The 20,827-nt window shown below is 68.7% G+C and carries 18 protein-coding genes; 5 read left to right on the forward strand and 13 right to left on the reverse strand.

The window, feature by feature from the left end:
- Positions 1 to 30: 30 nt before the first annotated feature.
- Positions 31 to 1,254, reverse strand: a complete 1,224-nt coding sequence (locus tag PO78_RS06185; RefSeq protein ID WP_043742802.1) for a phospholipase A — start codon at positions 1,252 to 1,254, stop codon at positions 31 to 33.
- 134 nt (positions 1,255 to 1,388) lie between these two features.
- Complete coding sequence (locus tag PO78_RS06190) at positions 1,389 to 3,683, reverse strand: NADP-dependent malic enzyme (RefSeq protein WP_043742803.1); 2,295 nt, start codon at positions 3,681 to 3,683, stop codon at positions 1,389 to 1,391.
- 350 nt (positions 3,684 to 4,033) lie between these two features.
- Here PO78_RS06190 and PO78_RS06195 point away from each other — a divergent pair, with 350 nt between their 5' ends.
- Complete coding sequence (locus tag PO78_RS06195) at positions 4,034 to 4,813, forward strand: ParA family protein (RefSeq protein ID WP_004323553.1); 780 nt, start codon at positions 4,034 to 4,036, stop codon at positions 4,811 to 4,813.
- Positions 4,814 to 5,190: 377 nt separating this feature from the next.
- On the opposite strand, the gene PO78_RS06200 is transcribed toward PO78_RS06195, so the two are convergent.
- Complete coding sequence (locus PO78_RS06200; protein WP_004323554.1) at positions 5,191 to 6,312, reverse strand: AI-2E family transporter; 1,122 nt, start codon at positions 6,310 to 6,312, stop codon at positions 5,191 to 5,193.
- Positions 6,309 to 7,652 carry a hemolysin family protein gene (locus PO78_RS06205; RefSeq protein WP_004323555.1) on the reverse strand — a complete coding sequence of 448 codons (1,344 nt, stop codon included), beginning with the start codon at positions 7,650 to 7,652 and terminating at the stop codon, positions 6,309 to 6,311. The genes PO78_RS06200 and PO78_RS06205 overlap by 4 nt, the downstream gene beginning before the upstream one ends.
- A 422-nt stretch (positions 7,653 to 8,074) precedes the next feature.
- On the opposite strand from PO78_RS06205, the gene PO78_RS06210 reads away from it, so the two are divergent.
- Positions 8,075 to 9,052, forward strand: coding sequence for a TerC family protein (locus PO78_RS06210; protein WP_012585088.1), 978 nt, complete (start codon positions 8,075 to 8,077; stop codon positions 9,050 to 9,052).
- Between the two features lie 205 nt (positions 9,053 to 9,257).
- Positions 9,258 to 10,064, forward strand: a complete 807-nt coding sequence (locus PO78_RS06215; RefSeq protein WP_043742805.1) for an ion transporter — start codon at positions 9,258 to 9,260, stop codon at positions 10,062 to 10,064.
- Between the two features lie 16 nt (positions 10,065 to 10,080).
- Here the strand turns inward: PO78_RS06215 and PO78_RS06220 are convergent, their stop codons facing one another.
- The 6 genes from PO78_RS06220 to PO78_RS06245 form a co-directional block, all read right to left on the reverse strand.
- Complete coding sequence (locus PO78_RS06220) at positions 10,081 to 10,485, reverse strand: FKBP-type peptidyl-prolyl cis-trans isomerase (RefSeq protein ID WP_043742807.1); 405 nt, start codon at positions 10,483 to 10,485, stop codon at positions 10,081 to 10,083.
- 16 nt (positions 10,486 to 10,501) lie between these two features.
- Positions 10,502 to 10,888 (reverse strand): type II toxin-antitoxin system VapC family toxin, encoded by a 387-nt coding sequence (locus PO78_RS06225; protein ID WP_004324309.1) that lies wholly within the window; start codon positions 10,886 to 10,888, stop codon positions 10,502 to 10,504.
- A 2-nt stretch (positions 10,889 to 10,890) separates the two neighbouring features.
- A complete protein-coding gene (locus PO78_RS06230; RefSeq protein ID WP_004324311.1) occupies positions 10,891 to 11,133 on the reverse strand; it encodes a type II toxin-antitoxin system Phd/YefM family antitoxin in 243 nt (80 codons plus the stop codon).
- 208 nt (positions 11,134 to 11,341) lie between these two features.
- On the reverse strand, positions 11,342 to 13,963 hold the full coding sequence (alaS, locus tag PO78_RS06235) for an alanine--tRNA ligase (RefSeq protein WP_043742809.1): 2,622 nt from the start codon (positions 13,961 to 13,963) through the stop codon (positions 11,342 to 11,344).
- 1 nt (position 13,964) lies between these two features.
- Entirely contained in the window at positions 13,965 to 14,381 is a 417-nt protein-coding gene (locus PO78_RS06240) for a type II toxin-antitoxin system VapC family toxin (RefSeq protein WP_043742811.1), read from the reverse strand.
- Positions 14,362 to 14,625 carry a ribbon-helix-helix protein, CopG family gene (locus PO78_RS06245; protein ID WP_004324317.1) on the reverse strand — a complete coding sequence of 88 codons (264 nt, stop codon included), beginning with the start codon at positions 14,623 to 14,625 and terminating at the stop codon, positions 14,362 to 14,364. The genes PO78_RS06240 and PO78_RS06245 overlap by 20 nt, the downstream gene beginning before the upstream one ends.
- A 122-nt stretch (positions 14,626 to 14,747) precedes the next feature.
- Between PO78_RS06245 and PO78_RS06250 the strand changes: the two genes are divergently transcribed.
- Complete coding sequence (locus tag PO78_RS06250) at positions 14,748 to 15,299, forward strand: cob(I)yrinic acid a,c-diamide adenosyltransferase (protein WP_004324319.1); 552 nt, start codon at positions 14,748 to 14,750, stop codon at positions 15,297 to 15,299.
- A gap of 159 nt (positions 15,300 to 15,458) precedes the next feature.
- On the opposite strand, the gene PO78_RS06255 is transcribed toward PO78_RS06250, so the two are convergent.
- The 3 genes from PO78_RS06255 to aroG all read right to left on the reverse strand — a co-directional run bounded on the left by PO78_RS06255 (position 15,459) and on the right by aroG (position 19,711).
- The gene (locus PO78_RS06255; protein ID WP_043742813.1) at positions 15,459 to 17,420 is read right to left on the reverse strand and encodes an ABC transporter ATP-binding protein; all 1,962 of its coding nucleotides are present in this window, start codon (positions 17,418 to 17,420) and stop codon (positions 15,459 to 15,461) included.
- Positions 17,421 to 17,433: 13 nt separating this feature from the next.
- Entirely contained in the window at positions 17,434 to 18,543 is a 1,110-nt protein-coding gene (gene dinB, locus PO78_RS06260; protein ID WP_004325141.1) for a DNA polymerase IV, read from the reverse strand.
- A gap of 85 nt (positions 18,544 to 18,628) precedes the next feature.
- Positions 18,629 to 19,711, reverse strand: a complete 1,083-nt coding sequence (aroG, locus tag PO78_RS06265) for a 3-deoxy-7-phosphoheptulonate synthase AroG (protein ID WP_004325143.1) — start codon at positions 19,709 to 19,711, stop codon at positions 18,629 to 18,631.
- Between the two features lie 180 nt (positions 19,712 to 19,891).
- Here aroG and msrP point away from each other — a divergent pair, with 180 nt between their 5' ends.
- Positions 19,892 to 20,827: a protein-methionine-sulfoxide reductase catalytic subunit MsrP gene (gene msrP / locus PO78_RS06270; protein ID WP_004325145.1), complete on the forward strand. Its 936-nt coding sequence runs from the start codon at positions 19,892 to 19,894 to the stop codon at positions 20,825 to 20,827.

Raw genomic sequence — 20,827 nt, forward strand, 5'->3', positions numbered from 1 at the left:
GGGAGCCCGGCCACGCGGCGTCGGGTGATCTTAGCGTACCAGCGAGACCCCGATGCGGTACTGCGCTTCCTTGTTCTCGTCGTACTCGAGCAGGGTCTCGCCATAGCCCTTGAAGGCCTGCAGATGGACGAAGGCGCCCACCCCGGAGAACACGCTGCGCCGGATCGGATAGGACAGGTCGTACTGGGTGCCCATCTTGCCCTCGGTGCCGCGCCGGATCAGCGTGGAGAACAGCCAGCCGTCGTCGCGGCCGAGGCGCAGGCCGAGCTCGGCGTGGCCGCGGTAGCGCGCGATGTCGGGATTGTCCTCCCGATCGAGGTAGGTCCACGCCTTGGGCACGACGCCGAGGTAGGAGCCGGACTCGTCCAGGCGCAGGCGCGCGTCGGCGCGCACGAAGAGCGTGTCGATGCTGCGCGAGGGCATGTCCTCCTTGCCGTTCGATTCGTGCTCGTAACCGCCGGAGAGTGCCAGCGAACCGCGCTTTTGCGGGTCGTCGAGCGCGAAGCGGTAGAACAGCGAAGGGCGGAAGCTCGAATCGCGGAATGGCTTGGATTCCGACTGCAGGTCCCACAGCGAGGTCTGGGTGAAGCCGAAGTAGAGCCCGCTCGCCACCGGGATCGTCTCCGCCACCACGCCCTGCTCGTCGAAGATGCGGTAACGGAAGCTGAACTGGAAGCGCGCAGATACCGGGTCGCGTCCGCCGATGAGGAAGTACATCGGCTCGTGGAAGCCGAAGCCCGACGGCTCGACCGGCGCCGCATCGGACGGCACCGCCGCCACCGGCGCCATCGGCGCCACCGCGGCCGCTGGGGCGACCGCCGTCGTGCCGGCCGCGGCGACCGGCGGGATGGCGGTCGACGCGGTGGCCGCCGTAGCCACATCGGCCGCCGTCCCGGCGTCGAGCAGCACGCGGGCCGAAGGCCGCCCGACGAGCGCGAGCGCCGCCACCCCGGTGACCTCCATCGGCCAGCGTGCGAAATAGCGGCGCTGGCCGCCCCCCGCCGCGGGCCTGCCGATCGCCACCAGCTCGACCGCGATGCGCGGCCCGCCACCCGACAGCTCGATGCTCGCCGGCAGCCGCGCCGGCCAATCCGCCGCGCGGCCCTCGCCGATCACCACGACTTCGAAGCGCTGGCCCGGCACGACCTGCGGGCTGGAGGTGGCGAGCAGCCAGTCGGCGGCGAACGCGGCCGGCGCGGCCAGGGCGAGCGCGCCGGCGAGCAGCAGCGGGCGCGGGGAGGAAGTTTTCGGCATGGCGATCGCCTGGCGGGAACGAAGGAAACAAAGCGGGGCAGCCCCTCGCAGGACTGCCCCCGGGAAAACGCCGCGCGAACCTCCTCGTGCGAGGCTCGTGCGGAGGCGGCGCCGAGCGGCGCCGCCGGCAGGCATCAGGCCCCGGCGTTGCGCGACTCCTTGGCATCGACCACGGCGAGCGCGGTCATGTTGACCAGGCGGCGCACGGTGGCCGAGGGGGTCACGATGTGCACCGGTTTGGCCGCGCCCAGCAGGATCGGACCCACCGAGACGCCGTCGCCATTGGCCACCTTCATCAGGTTGAACGAGATGTTGGCGGCGTCCAGGTTGGGCATCACCAGCAGGTTGGCCTCGCCCTTCAGGCCCGAATCCGGATGCAGCTTGTCGCGGATCTCCTCGGAGAGCGCGGCATCGCCGTGCATCTCGCCATCGACGTTGAGGTCGGGCGAGGTCTCGCGCAGGATCTCGCAGGCGCGGCGCATCTTGCGCGCCGAAGCCGAGTTCGAGCTGCCGAAGTTGGAATGCGACAACAGCGCCACGCTCGGCTCGATACCGAAGCGGCGCAGTTCGTCGGACGCCATGCGGGCGATCTCGGCGACTTCCTCCGCACTCGGGTTCTCATTCACATAGGTGTCGGTGATCGCCAGCATGCGCTTGGTGAGCAGCAGCAGGTTCATCGCCGCGAACTGCTTGGCGCCCGGCGCCAGCCCGATCACGTCCGCCACCTGCTTGAGGTGGTAGTCGTAGGAGCCGAAGGTGCCGCACACCAGCGCATCGGCATCGCCGCGGCGCAGCATCATGACCCCGATCAGGGTGGTGTCGCGGCGGATCTTGGCTTTGGCCAGGTCGGGGGTGACCCCGTCGCGCTTCATGAGCTTGTAGTACTCGGTCCACAGCTCGCGATAGCGCGGGTCGAACTCCGGATTCACGATCTCGAAGTCGCGCTCGGGCTTGAGGTTGAGGCCGATCTTCTTGATCCGCATCTCGATGACCTCGGGGCGACCGATGAGGATCGGACGCGCCAGGCCTTCGTCCAGCACCACGCGCACCGCGTGCAGCACGCGCTCGTCCTCACCCTCGGCGTAGATAACGCGCTTCTGCTCCAGCGGCACCGCCTTGGCGGCCGAGAACACCGGCTTCATGACGATGCCGGACTGGTAGACGAAGGCGTTGAGGCTGGAGGCGTAGGCCTCGAGGTCGGCGATCGGCTTGGTCGCCACGCCCGAATCCATCGCCGCCTTCGCCACCGCGGGCGCGATCTTGACGATCAGGCGCGGATCGAAGGGCTTCGGGATGATGTACTCGGAACCGAAGCTGAGCTCCTGGCCGCCGTAGGCGCTGGCGACGATGTCGCTCGCCTCGGCCTCGGCCAGCTCGGCGATCGCCTTCACGCAGGCGAGCTTCATCTCCTCGTTGATCGTGGTCGCGCCGACGTCGAGCGCACCCCGGAAGATGAAGGGGAAGCACAGCACGTTATTGACCTGGTTCGGGAAGTCCGAACGGCCCGTGGCCACGATGCAGTCCGGACGCACGGCCTTGGCGTCGGCAGGCAGGATCTCGGGGTTCGGGTTGGCGAGCGCGAAGATCAGCGGCTTGGCAGCCATCTTCGCCACCATCTCGGGCTTGAGCACACCCGCGGTCGACAAGCCCAGGAAGACGTCGGCGCCGGCGATCACGTCGCCCAGCGCGCGGCCCTCGGTCTTCTGCGCGTAGCGCGCCTTGGTCGGCTCCATGTTGGGCTCGCGGCCCTCGTAGATGACGCCCTTGGAGTCGCACACATAGATGTTCTCGCGGCGCAGGCCCACGCTGACCATCATGTCGAGGCAGGCGATCGCCGCGGCACCGGCGCCGGAGCACACCAGCTTGACGTCGGCGATGTTCTTGCCGACCACCTTGAGACCGTTGACCAGGCCGGCAGCCGAAATGATCGCGGTGCCGTGCTGGTCGTCGTGGAAGACGGGGATCTTCATGCGCTCGCGCAGCTTCTTCTCGATGTAGAAGCACTCGGGCGCCTTGATGTCCTCGAGGTTGATGCCGCCGAGCGTGGGCTCGAGCGCGGCGATGATCTCGATCAGCTTGTCGGGGTCGTTCTCGGCCAGCTCGATGTCGAAGACGTCGATGTTGGCGAACTTCTTGAACAGGCAACCCTTGCCTTCCATGACCGGCTTGGAGGCGAGCGGGCCGATGTTGCCCAGGCCGAGCACCGCGGTGCCGTTGGTGACCACGGCGACGAGGTTGCCGCGACTGGTGAGCTCGAAGGCTTCGGCAGGGTCGGCGACGATCGCGTCGCAGGCCGCGGCCACGCCGGGCGAATAGGCGAGCGCGAGATCGCGCTGGTTGGTGAGGCCCTTGGTGGGCACCACCGAGATCTTGCCGCGCGTCGGCGAGCGGTGATAGTCGAGCGCTGCGGTGATGAAATCCTGATCCATGTTCTCCCCTCTCGTGTCTATGAGGTAATCGATATGAGGTCGTCGAGGCCGGGCCGGAATCGCGACGCAGCACCCGCCCGCCCGGGGCTTGCAGCCCGGGACGGAGGACCTGCTCGGGAATCGAACGCAGACCTGCTTGTTCTTGTTGGCGTCGTCCGGCTCGGGATCGCCAGCGACCGACGCCCCCGAAGTGTACTCCAGCACCCCGGCCTTGGACACGCCCGCCGCTTATGCGCAGGATCACCCTGGAATCGGGCTTTGCCGGTGCCTGGCGCGCCGGAGGCGCCGGTTTTTGGCAGAATGCGGGGCCGGCGAGCAGCCGCGCGCACATGACGACAGGGGAGAAGGCGATGCGACGGGTGGTATTCAATCAGAAGGGCGGTGTCGGCAAGTCGACGATCACCTGCAACCTCGCGGCGATCGCCGCCGCCCAGGGCAAGCGCACCCTGGTGGTGGACCTCGACCCGCAGGGCAACTCCACCCAGTACCTGCTCGGTGCCGGCGTGGACGTCCTGGATGCGACGCTCGCCGATTTTTTCGACCAGACGCTCAACTTCAAGCTCAACCCGCGCGGCACCAAGGACTTCGTCGTCGCCACCCCCTTCGAGCGCCTGCACGTGATGCCCTCGCATCCGCAGCTCGAGGAGCTGCAATCCAAGCTCGAGTCGCGCTACAAGATCTACAAGCTGCGCGATGCGCTGGAGGAGCTGGCGAAGGACTTCGACTGCGTCTTCATCGACACCCCCCCGGCGCTCAACTTCTTCACCCGCTCGGCGCTGATCGCCGCCGATGCCTGCCTGATCCCTTTCGACTGCGACGAGTTCTCGCGCAAGGCGCTGTACTCGCTGCTCGCGAACGTGGAAGAGATCAAGGCCGACCACAACCGCGCCCTCGAGGTCGAGGGCATCGTGGTCAACCAGTTCCAGCCGCGCGCGAGCCTGCCGCAAAAGGTGGTCCAGGAACTCATCGACGAGGGTCTGCCGGTGCTGCAGCCCTACCTGTCGGCCTCGATCAGGATCAAGGAATCGCACGAGCAGGCCAAGCCGATGATCCACCTCGACCCCAAGCACAAGCTGTCGCAGGAGTTCGTCGCGCTGCACGACACCCTGGCGCGCAAGTACGGCACCTGAGCCTCGCGCTTTCCGCAGGAGCGACGCGAGTCGCGATCCCGGCGCCGTGCCGACGGAACCGTGGCAATCGCGACTTGCGCCGCCTCCTACGGGGCGACCGCGCGCTTCGACGTTTCCTGTAGGAGCGACGCGAGTCGCGATCCGGGCGCGAACCGGGCGCCGTGCCGACGGAACCGTGGCAATCGCGACTTGCGTCGCTCCTACGGGGCGACCGCGCGCTTCGACGTTTCCTGTAGGAGCGACGCGAGTCGCGATCCCGGCGCGAACCGGGTGCCGTGCCGACGGAACCGTGGCAATCGCGACTTGCGCCGCCTCCTACGGGGCGACCGCGCGCTTCGACGTTTCCTGTAGGAGCGACGCGAGTCGCGATCGGCGGCTCAGGACCGACCGCCGCGCTCCACCTCCTCCCTCGCGCCCGCGGGCGCTCCGATCGCCGCAAGGCGCGCGAACTCCGACTCCTCCAGCCACTCGCCCCACACCGCCATCAGCACTGCCAGCACCACCGGCCCGAGGAACAGGCCGACCAGCCCGAACGCGGCCAGCCCGCCGAGCACGCCGAACATCACCAGCAGGAAGGGGATGCGGGTGGCATTGCTGATCACCAGCGGACGCACCAGGTTATCCACCCAGCTCACCACCAGCGCGCCCCACAGCAGCAGCCCGATGCCCTCGACGGTGTTGCCGGTGAGCAGCAGCCAGGCGCCGATCGAGCCCCACGCGAAGGGCGTGCCGAAGGGGATCATCGCGATCACGGCGGTGATCGCCCCCATCAGCACCGGTGCCGGCACGCCCGCCCACCAGTAGCCCAGCCCGGCGACGAAACCCTGGCCGATCGCGGTCGCGATCAGGCCCCACACCACCGCCTTGGTCATCCCGCCCACCGCGGAGAGATAGGGGTCCAGGCGCTCGCCGAGGAAGCGGCGCAGCACCGCCACCACCTGCTCGAGCACGCGCTCGCCGTCGCGGTAGAGGAAGAACACGGTGATGAGTGCGAAACCCAGCTTGGCCGCGTTGCGCCCGACGTCGCCGATCAGCGTCAGCGCGAGGTCGCTGCCCTGGCGCACCCACTCGGTGAGTTGCGCGCGCAGCGCCTCCGGCTCGCGGGTGAGCTCGCCCACCATCGCCTGCAGGTCGTCGCCGATCCACGGCAGCGTGCGGACGAACTCGGGCAGCACGAAGGCGCCCTCGCGGATCTGCGCGGTCACCGCGGCGATCGCGACACCGACCTCGGTGCGCAGCAGCATGCCGATCCACAGCGCGGGCAGCACGAAGGCGGCGCTCAGCAAAAGCGTCATCAGCAGAGCGCTGATCGTGGGATAGCGCGGTAACCGCGAGCGCAGCTGGCGGTAAGGCGTCCACGTGGCATAGGCGATGATCACCGCCCACGCCACCGGCACGATGAACAGGTGCAGCACCGCATAGCTCAGCAACAGCAGGCCGCCGAGCAGGAAGCCGAGGATGACGCGGCGGACGACCTTCTCCGCGACCTGGTCGATCATGCGGTCTCGCCCCGATCTTCCGGGCTGGCCTCCTGCTCGGCGCCGATCTCGTCGGCCGGCTCGGGCAGGCGGCTCGCCAGCACCTTGTCGATACGCTTGCCGTCGAGGTCGATCACCTCGAAGCGCCAGTTCTCCCAGGTGGCGATGTCGCCGGTGCCCGGCAGGCGGCCGAGCAGCCACATCACCATGCCCGACAGCGTGTGGTAGCGCCCCTTCTCCTCTTCCGGCACGGTCTTGATGCCCAGGCGGTCCTTGAGCTCGACGATCGGGATCAGGCCGTCGAGCAGCCAGGAGCCGTCCTCGCGCTGCACCGCCCAGGCCTCCTCGGTGTCGTGCGGCAGGAACTCGCCGGTCACCGACTCGATCACGTCGTGCAGCGTGACCATGCCCTGGATCTCGCCGTACTCGTCGATCACGAACACGGTGTAGGTGCCGGAAGAGCGGAACTGATCGAGCAGCTCCATGCCGGTCAGCGACTCGGGCACGTACACCGCAGGCTGCAGCTCCCTGGCGAGGTCGATCGGCTCGCCGCGCAGGGACTGGTTGAAGAGCTTCTTGGCGCTGGCAATGCCGAGGATGTCGTCGAGCCCGCCGCGGCACACCGGGAAGCTGGAGTAGGACGAGGACGCCACCAGCTCGAGGTTCTCCTCCAGCGGCCGCTCGAGGTCGAGCGACACGATGTCCGCGCGCGGCACCATCAGCGAGCCGATCTGGCGGTCGTCGAGGCGGAACACGTTGCGCACCATGTCGTGCTCGCTCTTCTCGATCACGCCGGCCTCGGAGCCCTCGACCAGCATGGCGTGGATCTCCTCCTCGGTCACGCTCGGCCCGGTGCTCTCGCGCTGGCCCATGATGCGCAGCAGCAGCGCGGTGGAGCCGGCGAGCAGGTAGACGAAGGGCCGCGAGGCGATCGACAGCACATTCATCGGCCGCGCCACCAGGCGGGCGATCCCCTCGGGGTCGATCTGCCCGATGCGCTTGGGCACCAGCTCGCCGACCACGATCGACACATAGGTGATCACCACCACGACCAGCACGGTGGAGCCGATCTCGCTCACCCGCTGCTCCATGCCGAGCACCTGCAACCAGTCGGAGAGCGGGCCGGCGAGCGCGGCCTCGCCGACGATGCCGTTGAGCACGCCGATCGAGGTGATGCCGATCTGGATCGTCGACAGGAAGCGGGTCGGGTCCTCGCCGAGCTTGATCGCCACCTCGGCCGCGCCGTCGCCCTCCTCGGCGAGCCGCGCGAGCCGTGCCCGACGCGCGGTGACGAGCGCGATCTCGGACATGGCGAAGACGCCGTTGAGGACGATGAGGCCGATCAGAAAGAGGATTTCCATGGGTTCGAGGTGGTTGAGAGAGGGGCGCCGGCGGGCCCCCGGGCATGACGGGCGGGCCGAACGCCGCCGATGATGCCCCAGCGGACACGGGGTGTCGACCGCGCGACCACGCGCCACGCTCGCCCGCTGCTGCAGCGCAACACCACGAACCCCTTGCTCGCGGCGACCCGAAACGCCGGCGTTGACACTCCCGCAGTGCAACAGACACAATCCCGTTCATCAAGGGGAGTAGCTTTTCCGCTCCGGCATCGTCAATACGGCAGATCGGTCTTCAGACCGTCTCCCGGTGCCGGGGGCAACGAACGGATCCATTCGTTCGTTGCAAGCGAGACCTTGCCCGATGGGCAAGGTCCGTGCATCGCAGCGCGCCAGGGTCTGTGTCCGTCGGGAACAGACCTTTTTTGTTTTCTGCGGAGCGCGCGATGGAATCGATCGGAACGTGGTGGATGTGGGCGGCCTTTGCCGCCATCGTGGGAACGATGCTGCTTGTCGACTTGTTCGCCTTCGGTGGCGGCAAGCAACACCGGGTGTCGTTGAAGGAGGCGGCAGGCTGGTCGCTCGCCTGGGTCACCGTGGCGATGCTGTTCGCCGCCGGGCTGTGGTGGTATCTCGACGGCACGCTCGGGCGTGCGGTCGCCAACGAGCAGACGACCGCCTTCGTCACCGGCTACCTGGTCGAGAAGTCGCTGGCGGTCGACAACGTCTTCGTGTGGATGATGATCTTCAGCTTCTTCGCGGTGCCGCTCGAGTTGCAGCGCCGCGTGCTGCTGTACGGCATCGTCGGCGCGATCGTGCTGCGCACGATCATGATCTTCGCAGGCAGCTGGCTGATCAGCGAGTTCCACTGGCTGCTTTACGTCTTCGGCGCCTTCCTGATCGTCACCGGCATCAAGATGGCGTGGTTCTCCGAGCACGACCCCGACCTGGACAAGAACCCGCTCATCCGCTGGATCCGCAATCACTACCCGATCACCGAGAAGCTCGAGGGCGAGCGCTTCTTCGTCGTGCGCGACGGCGTGCGCATGATGACGCCACTCTTTCTCGCCCTGGTGCTGGTCGAAATCTCCGACGTGATCTTCGCGGTCGACAGCATCCCGGCGATCTTCGCGATCACCACCGACCCCTTCATCGTGCTGACCTCGAACCTGTTCGCCATCCTCGGCCTGCGCGCGATGTACTTCCTGCTCGCCGACCTCGGCGACCGCTTCGAGCTGCTCAAGTACGGACTGGCGGCCATCCTGGTCTTCATCGGCACCAAGATGCTGATCGTGGAGTGGGTGAAGATCCCGGTGCTGGTCTCGTTGTCGGTGGTCGCCACCATCCTGGCCTGCTCGGTGTTCGCGAGCCTGTGGTACACGGCGCGCAAGGAGAAGGAAGCCGCCAGGATCAACGCGGGCTGACGCGCAGCGGGCGGGTTGGGGGCGCCGGGCGCCGCGTCGCCGCCCCCATCCCGCCATCGCGACTTGCGTCGCTCCCACGAGAACCAGCCCGAAATGTCGGGCTGCACGGTAGGAGCGACGCAAGTCGCGATCCCGCCGGAAAAGCAGGTGCCGCCCCCCCTGAATCCCCTACCCCTACCGCCCCCCTACCTCCCCCCGACCCGACATGACCGTCACCCTGCAACGCCTCGTCGAATCCGCCGCCTTCCAGCGCTTCATCGTCATGGTGATCGTCATCAACGCGATCACCCTCGGCCTCGAGACCTCGCCCACCGCCATGCAACAGGCGGGCGGACTGCTGCTCGCGCTCGACCGCGCCGCGCTCGCGGTGTTCGTGGTCGAGCTCGCGCTCAAGCTCTACGTCTACCGCCTGCGCTTCTTCCGCAGCGGCTGGAACGTGTTCGACTTCACCATCGTCGCGATCACCCTCGCCCCCACCGGCGAAGGCCTGCAGGTGCTGCGCTCCTTGCGCATCCTGCGCGCGCTGCGCCTGGTGTCGGTGGTGCCCTCGATGCGCAAGGTCGTCAATGCGCTGCTGCGCGCCATCCCCGGCATGAGCTCGGTGCTCACCCTGCTGCTGCTCGTGTTCTACGTCGCCGCGGTGATGAGCACCAAGCTCTTCGGCGCGAGCTTCCCGGAGTGGTTCGGAAGCATCGGCGAATCCTTCTACACCCTGTTCCAGGTCATGACCCTGGAGTCGTGGTCGATGGGCATCGCCCGCCCGGTCATGGAGGCCTATCCCTACGCGTGGATCTTCTTCGTCCTCTTCATCCTGCTCACCACCTTCGCCGTGCTCAACCTCTTCATCGCCATCGTGGTCGATTCGATGAGCGCGGTCGAACACGAGGAGCAGGAGCAGACCCGCGAGCTGGTCGGCGTGGACCACGACGCGGTGGTCGCCGAACTGCGCGCGATCCGCGCCGAGCTGGCCGCGCTGCGGGGGGCCGGTGGCGAGCGCCCACCCACCGCCTGACGCGGCACCGACCGCCTCAGCGCTTGACCTCGAGCAGCTCGATCACGAAGTTCAGCGTGCTGTCGGGCGGGATGCGGCCGGGCACGCCGCGACTGCCGTAGGCGGTCTCCGGCGGACATACGATGCGCACCGCGCCGCCCGGCCTCATCTGCTGCAGCACTTCCTTCCAGCACGGCACCAGCGCCTCCAGCGGCAGCTCGGCCGGGCGGCCGCGGCCGTAGGAGCTGTCGAACTCCTTGCCGTCGGCGAGCGTGCCCTGGTAATGCACCCGCACCACGTCGGCCAGCGTCGGCGGCGCGCCGGTCTCGCCCACGCGGTAGATCTCGACGGTGACGCCCGAGGGCAAGGTCGTGGTCTGCGGCCCGGCTGCGATCGCAGCGGCAAGGGGAAGCAGGGCGAGGAGGGAAAGCAGTCGGCGCATGTCGGACTCCGGAGATTCAGATCTTGATGATGGTGTCGCTGTAGAGCGCCACGAAACGATCGTGCGTGACCAGGCGCATCGGCTCGACCAGTGCTTGTGCCACCAGAAGACGGTCGAAAGGGTCCTGATGATGCGCGGGCAAGGTCTCGACCGCCACGACGTGCTCGGGCTCGATCGCCAGGAGGCGATACCCCGAGGCGGTGAAATAGCACACGGCATCCCGGCTGGACACCGGCATGTCTCCACGCCCGAGCGCATGCTTGATGGCGATCTCCCAGACGCTTGCGACGCTGACCCATACCGTCGTTTTGGGCGACAGGATCAGATCGCGCGCGGCCTGCGGCAGCCTGGGGTGGTCGGTGATGGCCCACAGCGCGACATGCGTATCCAGAAGCAGATTCAAGATCAGCCTCCGGCGAGGAACAGCCTGGCGACGTCCTCGTTGCTGGCGTCGATGTCGTCGGGCACCTCGAACCTGCCCTTGGCCACCCCGATGCGCGGCCCCACGGACGCGCTCTCCATCGGAACGAGCCGCGCGGCAGGACGGCCGTTGCGGGCGATGACGATCTCGCGCTCCCGGCCGGACTCGATCGCCTCCACCAGGCGGGACAAGGATGACTTTGCCTGCAGCATATTTACGGATTGCATGGAGGCCTCCTCAGACACTTGTTTAGTCTAGTCTGGCTAATCTTTTCCTGCAAACGAGCGTTCGCGGGATTCTCCATTGCACCGACGGCACCGCCTGCGCCGGAGCCCGTCTCGAAAAACGACGCCCGGCAATCGCCGGGCGTCGTCCTGCATGCAAGGCCGGATCGCAAACGCGCGCCGCTCGCGCTCGCCGCGCTGAAGATCGCGCTTACAGCTTCCCGGCCACCCAGTCCTTCACCCCCGCCAGCGCCGCCGCCAGGTTCTCCGGCTGGGTGCCGCCGGCCTGGGCCATGTCGGGGCGGCCGCCGCCCTTGCCGCCGACCTGCTGGGCGACGAAGTTGACCAGCTCGCCAGCCTTGACCTTGGCGGTGTGGTCGGCGGTGACGCCCGCGATCAGGCTGACCTTGCCGTCGGCGACCGCGGCGAGCACGATCGCGGCCGACTTGAGCTTATCCTTGAGCTTGTCCATGGTGTCGCGCAGGGTCGGCGCGTCGGCGCCTTCGAGCAGGGCGGCGAGCACCCTGATGCCTTTGATCTCGACCGCCTGACTCACCAGCTCGTCGCCCTGGCTGGCCGCGAGCTTGCTCTTGAGGCGGGCCAGTTCCTTCTCCAGCGCACGAACGTTGTCGAGGATGCCGGCGACGCGCTCGGCGACCTCGTCGGGCTGGACCTTGAGCAGCGCCGACATGCCCTGCACGCGGCGCTCCTGCTCCTGGGCGTAGCGCAGCGCGTTCTCGCCGGTGATCGCCTCGACGCGGCGGATGCCGGCGGCGACACCGCCCTCTCCGACGATCTTGAACAGGCCGATGTCGCCGGTGCGCGCCACGTGGGTGCCGCCGCACAGCTCCTTCGACGTGCCGATCGACAGCACACGCACCTCGTCGGCGTACTTCTCGCCGAACAGCATCATCGCGCCCGACTTCTGCGCCGCCTCCAGCGCCATCACCTCGGCCTGCGTGGCGGCGTTGGCGAGGATCTCGCGGTTGACGATCTCCTCGACCTCGCGGATCTCCTCGGCGCTCATCGGCGCGGTGTGGGCGAAGTCGAAGCGGGTCTTGTCGGGATCGACCAGCGAGCCCTTCTGCTGCACGTGGGCGCCAAGCACTTCCCGCAGCGCCTTGTGCATCAGGTGGGTGACCGAGTGGTTGCGCGCGGTGGCGGCGCGCGCGGCGACGTCCACCCGCGCGACCACGCCCTGCCCGACCGCCAGCTTGCCGGTGCGCACCACGCCGTGATGGCCGAACACCGCGGCCTGGATCTTCTGCGTGTCTTCCACGCCGAAGATGCCGGCGGCGGCGCGCAGCTCGCCGCGGTCGCCGACCTGGCCGCCGGACTCGGCATAGAACGGGGTGTGGTCGAGCACGACCACACCCATCTCGCCCTCGAGCAGCTCATTGACCCGGACGCCGTCCTTGTACAGCGCGAGGATGTTGCCCTTCTCTTCCAGCAGCGTGTAGCCGTGGAAGGTGGTCTCGGGGCCGTCGTATTCCAGGTTGGCCGCCATCTTGAACTTGCCCGCGGCGCGCGCCTGCTCCTTCTGGCGCGCCATCGCGGCGTCGAAGGCGAGCGCGTCGACGGTGACCTCACGCTCGCGGCAGATGTCGGCGGTGAGGTCGAGCGGGAAGCCGAAGGTGTCGTGCAGCTTGAAGGCGGTGTCGCCGTCGAAGACCTTCTTGCCCGCCGCTTCCATCGCGGCGAGCTCGGCCTCGACGATGGCCATGCCGTTCTCGATGGTGGCGAAGAAGCGCTCTTCCTCCTGACGCAGCACGTCCATGATGCGGCGCTCGCCGTCCTTGAGCTCGGGATAGGCGCTGCCCATCTCGGCAACCAGGTCCGGCACCATCTTGTGGAAGAAGGCGGCGCGCGCGCCGAGCTTGTAGCCGTGGCGGATGGCACGGCGGATGATGCGGCGCAGCACATAGCCGCGACCCTCGTTGCCCGGGATCACGCCGTCGGCGATCAGGAAGGAACAGGCGCGGATGTGGTCGGCCAGCACCTTCAGCGAGGGCGAGTCCATGTCGGCACTGGAGGTCTCGCGCGCGGCCGCCTTGATCAGCGCCTGGAAGAGGTCGATCTCGTAGTTGGCGTGCACGTGCTGCAGCACCGCCGAGATGCGCTCCAGGCCCATGCCGGTGTCCACCGAGGGCTTGGGCAGCGGATGCATCACGCCCTGCTCGTCGCGGTTGAACTGCATGAACACGTTGTTCCAGATCTCGATGTAGCGGTCGCCGTCTTCCTCGGGCGATCCCGGGGGGCCGCCCCAGATGTGGTCGCCGTGGTCGTAGAAGATCTCGGTGCACGGGCCGCAAGGGCCGGTGTCGCCCATCATCCAGAAGTTGTCCGAGGCGTAGCGCGCGCCCTTGTTGTCGCCGATGCGGATCACGCGCTCCGCCGGCACGCCGACCTCCTTCGTCCAGATGTCGTAGGCCTCGTCGTCCTCGGCGTACACCGTGACCCAGAGCCTGTCCTTGGGCAGCTTGAAGACCTCGGTCAGCAGCTCCCAGGCGTAGGCGATGGCGTCGCGCTTGAAGTAGTCGCCGAAGCTGAAGTTGCCGAGCATCTCGAAGAAGGTGTGGTGGCGCGCGGTGTAGCCGACGTTCTCGAGGTCGTTGTGCTTGCCGCCGGCGCGCACGCACTTCTGCGAGGTGGTGGCGCGGGTGTAGGCACGCTTGTCGAAGCCGAGGAACACGTCCTTGAACTGGTTCATGCCGGCGTTGGTGAACAGCAGCGTCGGGTCCTCGTGCGGCACGAGCGAGCTGGAGGCCACGATCTGGTGGCCCTTGGATTCGAAGAACTTGAGGAAGGCGTCGCGGATTTCGGCGGATTTCATGTCAGGTCGTGGCCAGGACGTTGTTGAATCGGGAGCGATCGGGGAGACGATAGACGTCGAAGTCCCGGTCGAGTGTCAGGATGTCGCGCACCCCACTTTCGAGCGCGAGCACGATCAGCGACCCGTCGGCGATATCCATCGGCAGGTCGCGGTATTTTTCGGAGAGCTGGCGGATCAGCGAGACGGCGCCCGCGCCGGGGGTCGTCACCTCCACGCCACCACGCTCCACCCATTGCAGGAAGGCGAGCTGGCGATCGACCGAATGACCGAGCATATGACCGACTTCGGTCAGCACCGGCCAGGTGGTCAGCAGCGCCCCCTCGTAGTTCTCGATGAAGCGGCGCACGCGTACGTGGTTGCACTCGGCGGGCTCGAACAGCGCGATCAGCGGCCCGGAGTCAGCGATCGTTCTCAGCACGCAGCCGCTCCACGATGGTGCTACGGACGCGGTCCTTGCTGGTGAGATCGAGCGTCGCCGCCGTGGCGGACGGATCGCCGAACAGGTCCTTGCCGAGCTCGTAGGGCGTCTTGCGCGGCGCAAGCCGGGCGAGGTATTCGCGCAGGCTGGCCTTGACCAGCTCGCTCTTGCTGCGGCCGGTCTGCGCGGCGGCACGCGCGAGTTCGGACTCGAGCTCGGGATCGAGACGGATCGACAGGGTCATGGGGCCGGCCTCCTGTATTACACAACGTAATGCATCGTATGACGCGCTGCGATCGAAGTCAATTTCCGCCCGTGACGCCTATAATTATGCGTTACGACAACCACCCCGGACACGAGGACAACATGGGCAATCGGCTCTCCAAGATCTACACCCGCACCGGCGACGCCGGCACCACCGGCCTGGGCGACGGCAAGCGCGTCTCCAAGAACAGCCTGCGCATCCACGCCCTGGGCGAGGTCGACGAGACCAACGCCATCATCGGCCTGCTGCTGTGCGAGGAGCTGCCCGAGGACGTGCGCGTGCTGCTGACCAACGTGCAGCACGACCTCTTCGACCTCGGCGGCGAGGTGTGCATCCCGGGCATGAGCATGATCACCGGCAAGCAGGTGACACACCTTGAAGAAGAGCTCGACCGCTTCAACGAACCGCTCGAGCCGCTCAAGGACTTCATCCTGCCCGGCGGCACCCGCGCCGCCGCCTACGCCCACCACGCCCGCACGGTGTGCCGCCGCGCCGAGCGCGCGCTGGTGGCGCTGGCACTCGAGGAGTCTGTGAATGACGCCCCGCGCCAGTACCTCAACCGCCTCTCCGACCTCCTCTTCGTGCTCGGCCGCGTGCTCAACCGCGCCGGCGGCCGCGGCGACGTGCTTTGGCAGAAGCGGAAGAATGCCTGAGGGCCGCCTCCCGCAGCCACGTCGTTTCTCGTAGGAGCGACGCGAGTCGCGATTGCGGCGCTTGGAATCCGCGCCTCCGCCCCGGAAGCGCCCGATCGCGACGGGCGTCGCTCATGCCGGCGCGCCCGGACGGGGTGCAGCGCGTGCCGCTCCCCGGCTTCACCCCTGCGACGCCTCCTCTCCGCTCACCGCCTGGGCGGCGAGGAGTTCGCGGAACAAGGCCGAGCTCTGCGCCAGCTCCCAGGCGCGGCCGACCGCCTCGATGCGGCCGGCGCGCATCAGGATGACCTCGTCGAAACGATCGAGCAGGTGCAGGCGGTGCACCGAGGACACCAGCGCCGCGTCCGGGAAATGCGCGAACAGGCGCTGGTAGACGCGCGCCTCGGTCTCCGGGTCCAGGCTGCTGGTGGGTTCGTCGAGCAGCAGCAGGCTGGTGCCTGCGGCGGCGAGCACGCCACGGGCGAGCGCGAGGCGCTGGCGCTGCCCGCCGGACCAGTTCGCGCCCCCCTCCACCACCCGCGTGTCCAGCCCCTGCGCCAGGCCCTCGACCACGGAGTCTGCGCACGCCGCATGCAGCGCGGCCTCGATGCGCTCGGGCGTGCGACCGGCACCGAGCAGCAGGTTCTCGGCCAGCGTGCCGTCGAACATCTCGGCCTGCTGCGGGATCAGGGTGGCGAGATGGCGCAGACGCGCCGGCATCGCCGCCAGCCCCCCGGCGTCGCTCGGCAAGCCGCCAGCGCTGGGAACGCGCTCGCCGACGACCGCCGCGGTGGCGGCTGCGGGCACCGCCTCGCCGTCGATCGACAGGACACCCGCCGTGGGCGCGTCCAGCCCGGCGAGCAGGCGCAGCAGGGTGGTCTTGCCCGCGCCGCTCGGGCCGACCAGGGCATAGCGGCGGCCGCGCACGAGCGCCAGGCGGTCGAGCTCGAGCGCGCTCGCGCGCCCGTCGCCATGGGCGAAGCACACGCCCTCCAGGCTCAGCGTGCGCCAGCCCGAGGCGGCGATGTCCTCGCCGTCGGCCGGACGCGGCGCCGGCGCGGCGGACAACAGCGGCTCGGCTGCGGCGTAGTCGGCACGCTGGCGCGCGAGCGACTGGAAGTGCGCCGCGATCGCGGTGATCACCCCGCCGGCCTGCTGCGAGTACTCGTACACCATGAAGACCTTGCCGAGCGCGATCGTGCCGGCCGCCGCCGCAGCCCCGCCCGCGGCCGCGCCGAAGCCGAACACACCCGCGGCCTCGGCCGCATACACTCCGACCAGCACGCACCACAGCGCGCTCGCGAGCAGATCCACCGCGCACCACTTGGCCTCGTTGAGCACGATGCTCTTCTTCAGCGGCCCGAACACCGCCGCCAGGCGCTCGCCGATCAGCCGCGCCACGCCCTCGCCGCGGCGCAGCGCGAGCACCGACAGCACGTTGCCGAGCACATCGACCAGGGTCGCGGAGTAGGCGCGCTCGGCGCGGTTCTCCTCCACCGCCACGCGCATCATCACGCGGTCGAAGCGGGTGATGAGCAGGCCGATGAGGCCGTAGCCGACCAGGGCCACCGCACCCACCAGCGGCGAGATCAGCCACAGCGCCACGATCGGCCCCACCAGGCGCACGGTGTTCTGCAGGTAGATGAACTGGCTCTGCGCGAAGTCGTAGAGCGCGTGCGTGCTCTGCTGCATGCGGTGGGTGGTCTCGCCGGAGTGGTGGCGCTCGTGCCAGGCCAGCGGCGCGGCGAGCAGGCGCCCCACGAGCAGCGCCGACAGGCGCTCACGCACCTTGAGCGCCACGTTGCGTTCGAGAATGCGCCCCGGCCCGTGCAGCAGCCAGCTCGCGACGATGGCCGCGAACACCATGCCGAGCCAGCGCCCGGCCTCGCTCATGCCCTCCAGCCCGCCGGACTGGATGTGGTTGATCGCGTTGCCCGCCAGCCAGGGCACGGCGAGCTTGAAGAGCTGAGACGCGAGCAGCAGCAGGAAGGCGTAGAGAAGCAACTGGCGCGCGCCTGCGGCGTGCTCCCACAGCGCGCGGTAGAGCGCGCCGATGCCCACCGGCTGCTCGCCGGCGACCGCAGGCGGCTGCGGCGCGGGCGGGGGTTCGGCCGCGGCCGCGCTGGTTTCGAGGTCGGGCATCGCAGGCTCCGCGTCAGTGGGGTTCCGCCGCTGCGCGCGCGGGATCGGGGTTGGGATCGGATTCGGGATCGAATAGCGGGATCTGCGCCGGCCGCTCGCCGCCCTCGTCCTCGGCGAAGCGCACGCCGACGCCGAGCAGGCGCACCGGCAGCGCCTTGCGCGCATGCGCCTCGTCGAGCAGGCGCAGCCAGGTGGCCTGGTCGGGCGCGCTGGCGATGCACTCGGCGGTGGTGCGGCTGAAGTCGGAAAAGCGCACCTTGACGAAGGCCTTGTGCACCGGCGGGCGATCGCGCGCGCGCTCGAAGCGGCGGAGGAAGTCTTCCAGCAGCGCCAGCAAGCCCGCTCGGCAGGCGGCGAGGTCGTGCAGGTCGGGCGTGTAGGTGGTCTCGACCGAAAGCGACTTGCGCACGCGGTCGGGCTGCACCGGGCGCTCGTCGATGCCGCGGCACAGGCGGTGCAGGCTGGCGCCGAAGCTGCCGAACTCGCGTGTGAGCTCCGCCACGCTCCAGGCGCGCAGGTCGGCGCAGGTGTGCGCGCCCAGGCGGGCGAGCCTGGCCGCGGTGACCTTGCCGACGCCGAAGATCTTCTTCACCGGCAACGCGGCGACGAAGGCGTCGACGTCCTGCGGCCGCACCACGAACTGGCCGTCGGGCTTGTTCCAGTCGCTCGCCACCTTGGCGATGAACTTGTTGGGGGCGATGCCCGCCGACGCGGTGATGCCGACCTCGGCGCGGATGCGCGCGCGGATCTCCTGCGCCATCAGCGAGGCCGAGCCGCGGCAGCGCTCGACCCCGGTCACGTCGAGGTAGGCCTCGTCGAGCGAGAGCGGCTCCACCAGCGCCGTGTAGTCGTGGTAGATCGCCAGGATGCGGCGCGAGGCCTCGCGGTAGCGCTCGAAGTCGGGCGCCAGCAGGACGAGCTGCGGGCACAGCTGCAGCGCACGCGCGGTGGGCATCGCCGAATGCACGCCGAAGGCGCGCGCCTCGTAGTTGCAGGTTGCGATGACGCCGCGCGTCTCGGCGCGCCCGCCCACCGCGACCGGCCTGCCGCGCAGCGTGGGGTCGTCGCGCATCTCGACCGACGCGTAGAAGCAGTCGCAATCGCAGTGGATGATCTTGCGCATGCGCCCGCGCGCGTGAGGAGTCGGGAGTGAGGCGCCAGGGGCGGACGGACCCGCCGGGGGCAGGCCGAGCGAACGGCGCCCGCGCTCAGAACTCGGCGGCGCGCTTGACGCGGCGCTGGCGCACACCCTCGGCGAGGATGTCGAGCACGTCGATGCTGTCTTCCCAGCCGATGCAGGCGTCGGTGACGCTCTTGCCGTACTCGAGCTCCTTGCCCGGGACGAGGTCCTGGCGGCCTTCCTTGAGGTGCGACTCGACCATCACGCCCATGATGCGGTCGTCACCGGCGGCAAGCTGGGCGGCGACGTTCTTCGCCACCTCGATCTGCAGGCGGTGCTGCTTGCGGCTGTTGCCGTGGGAGAAGTCGACCATGACCTTGTTGCACACTCCGGCCGCGGCGAGCTCGCGGCTGGCGGCCTCGACGCTGTCGGCGTCGAAGTTGGGCTCCTTGCCGCCGCGCAGGATGGCGTGGCAATCCTCGTTGCCGCGGGTCGACACGATCGCCGAGTGCCCGGCCTTGGTCACCGACAGGAAGTGGTGCGGCGCCTGCGCGGCCTTGATCGCGTCGGCGGCGATGCGCAGGTTGCCGTCGGTGCCGTTCTTGAAGCCTACCGGGCAGGACAGGCCGGAGGCGAGCTCGCGGTGCACCTGGCTCTCGGTGGTGCGCGCGCCGATCGCGCCCCAGGCGATCAGGTCGGCGATGTACTGCGGGGTGATCATGTCGAGGAACTCGGTGCCGGCGGGCAGGCCGATCTCGTTCACCTCCCACAGCAGCTTGCGTGCCAGACGCACGCCGTCGTTGATGCGGAAGCTGTTGTCCAGCCCGGGATCGTTGATCAGGCCCTTCCAGCCCACGGTGGTGCGCGGCTTCTCGAAATACACCCGCATCACGATCAGCAGGTCGTCCTTGACGCGCTCGGCCTCGGCCTTGAGCTTGTGCGCATACTCCAGCGCCGCCTTGGCATCGTGGATCGAGCACGGGCCGATCACCACCAGCAGACGATCGTCGGCGCCGTACAGGATGCGATGGATCGCCTGGCGCGCCTCGTAGGCAACCTCGGCCGCCTTCGGCGTGGCAGGGTATTCACGCAGCACGTGCGCGGGCGGCACGAGCTCCTTGATCTCCTGGATGCGGACGTCGTCGATGTGGAGTTTGATGGAGGCGGACATGCGAGGCTCTTTCTCGGATCTTTGCTGGGATGCCTGATTCTAGCGGAAAGGCGAGCATGGCTGGACGCAATGCAGACTATAGGCCGGATGGGATGAACCGATCGGCGCGGCGCGCGTCTGTTCGTACACTGCCGCCCGCCGCGCACCACCGAATCCTCCGTTCCAGACGAGTCCGCAATCATGCTGATCCACAAGCCCGCCGACGTCCCGCCCTCCGAAATCACCCCGCGCAGCCTGTTCGAGCGCCGTCGCAACTTCCTCGCGCGCAGCGGCACCGGGCTGGTGGCGGGCGCGGCGCTGTGGCACGGCCTGCCCGGCGCCGCGCGCGCATCGACCCGGCTGCAGACCGTGCCCTCGGCACTGAGCACGACCGAACCGCTCAGCGAGCGCGACGCGGTCACCGGCTACAACAACTTCTACGAGTTCGGCACCGACAAGGCCGATCCGGCGCGCAACGCCCACAAGATGGAGGTGCGCCCGTGGACGGTGCGTGTGGAGGGCCTGGTCGGCAAGCCGCGCCGCTTCGACATCGACGAGCTGCTGCGCCTGGCACCGCTGGAAGAACGCATCTACCGCCTGCGCTGCGTCGAAGGCTGGTCCATGGTGGTGCCCTGGGTGGGCTTCCCGCTCGCCGCGCTGCTGAAGGAGGTCGAGCCCCTGGGCAGCGCCAAGTACGTCGAGTTCGTCACCCACTACGATCCGAAGATCATGATCCGCGACGTGCTCGACTGGCCCTACACCGAGGGCCTGCGCCTGGACGAGGCCTTGCACCCGCTGACCCTGCTCGCGGTAGGCGTGTACGGCGAGGCGCTGCCCAAGCAGAACGGCGCGCCGCTGCGCCTGGTGGTGCCGTGGAAATACGGCTTCAAGAGCGCCAAGTCGATCGTCACCATCCGCCTGACCGAGAAGGAGCCGGCGACCGCGTGGAACAAGTTCGCGCCGCAGGAGTACGGGTTCTACTCCAACGTGAACCCCGAGGTGCGCCATCCGCGCTGGAGCCAGGCTACCGAGCGCCGCATCGGCGAGCTGCGCAAGCGCCCGACGCAGATGTTCAACGGCTATGCGGAGCAGGTCGCGAGCCTGTACCAGGGCATGGACCTGAAGAAGTTCTACTGA

Origin of the sequence: Thauera sp. SWB20 (genome assembly GCF_000831325.1) — a bacterium.
Classification (GTDB): Bacteria; Pseudomonadota; Gammaproteobacteria; order Burkholderiales; family Rhodocyclaceae; genus Thauera; species Thauera aminoaromatica.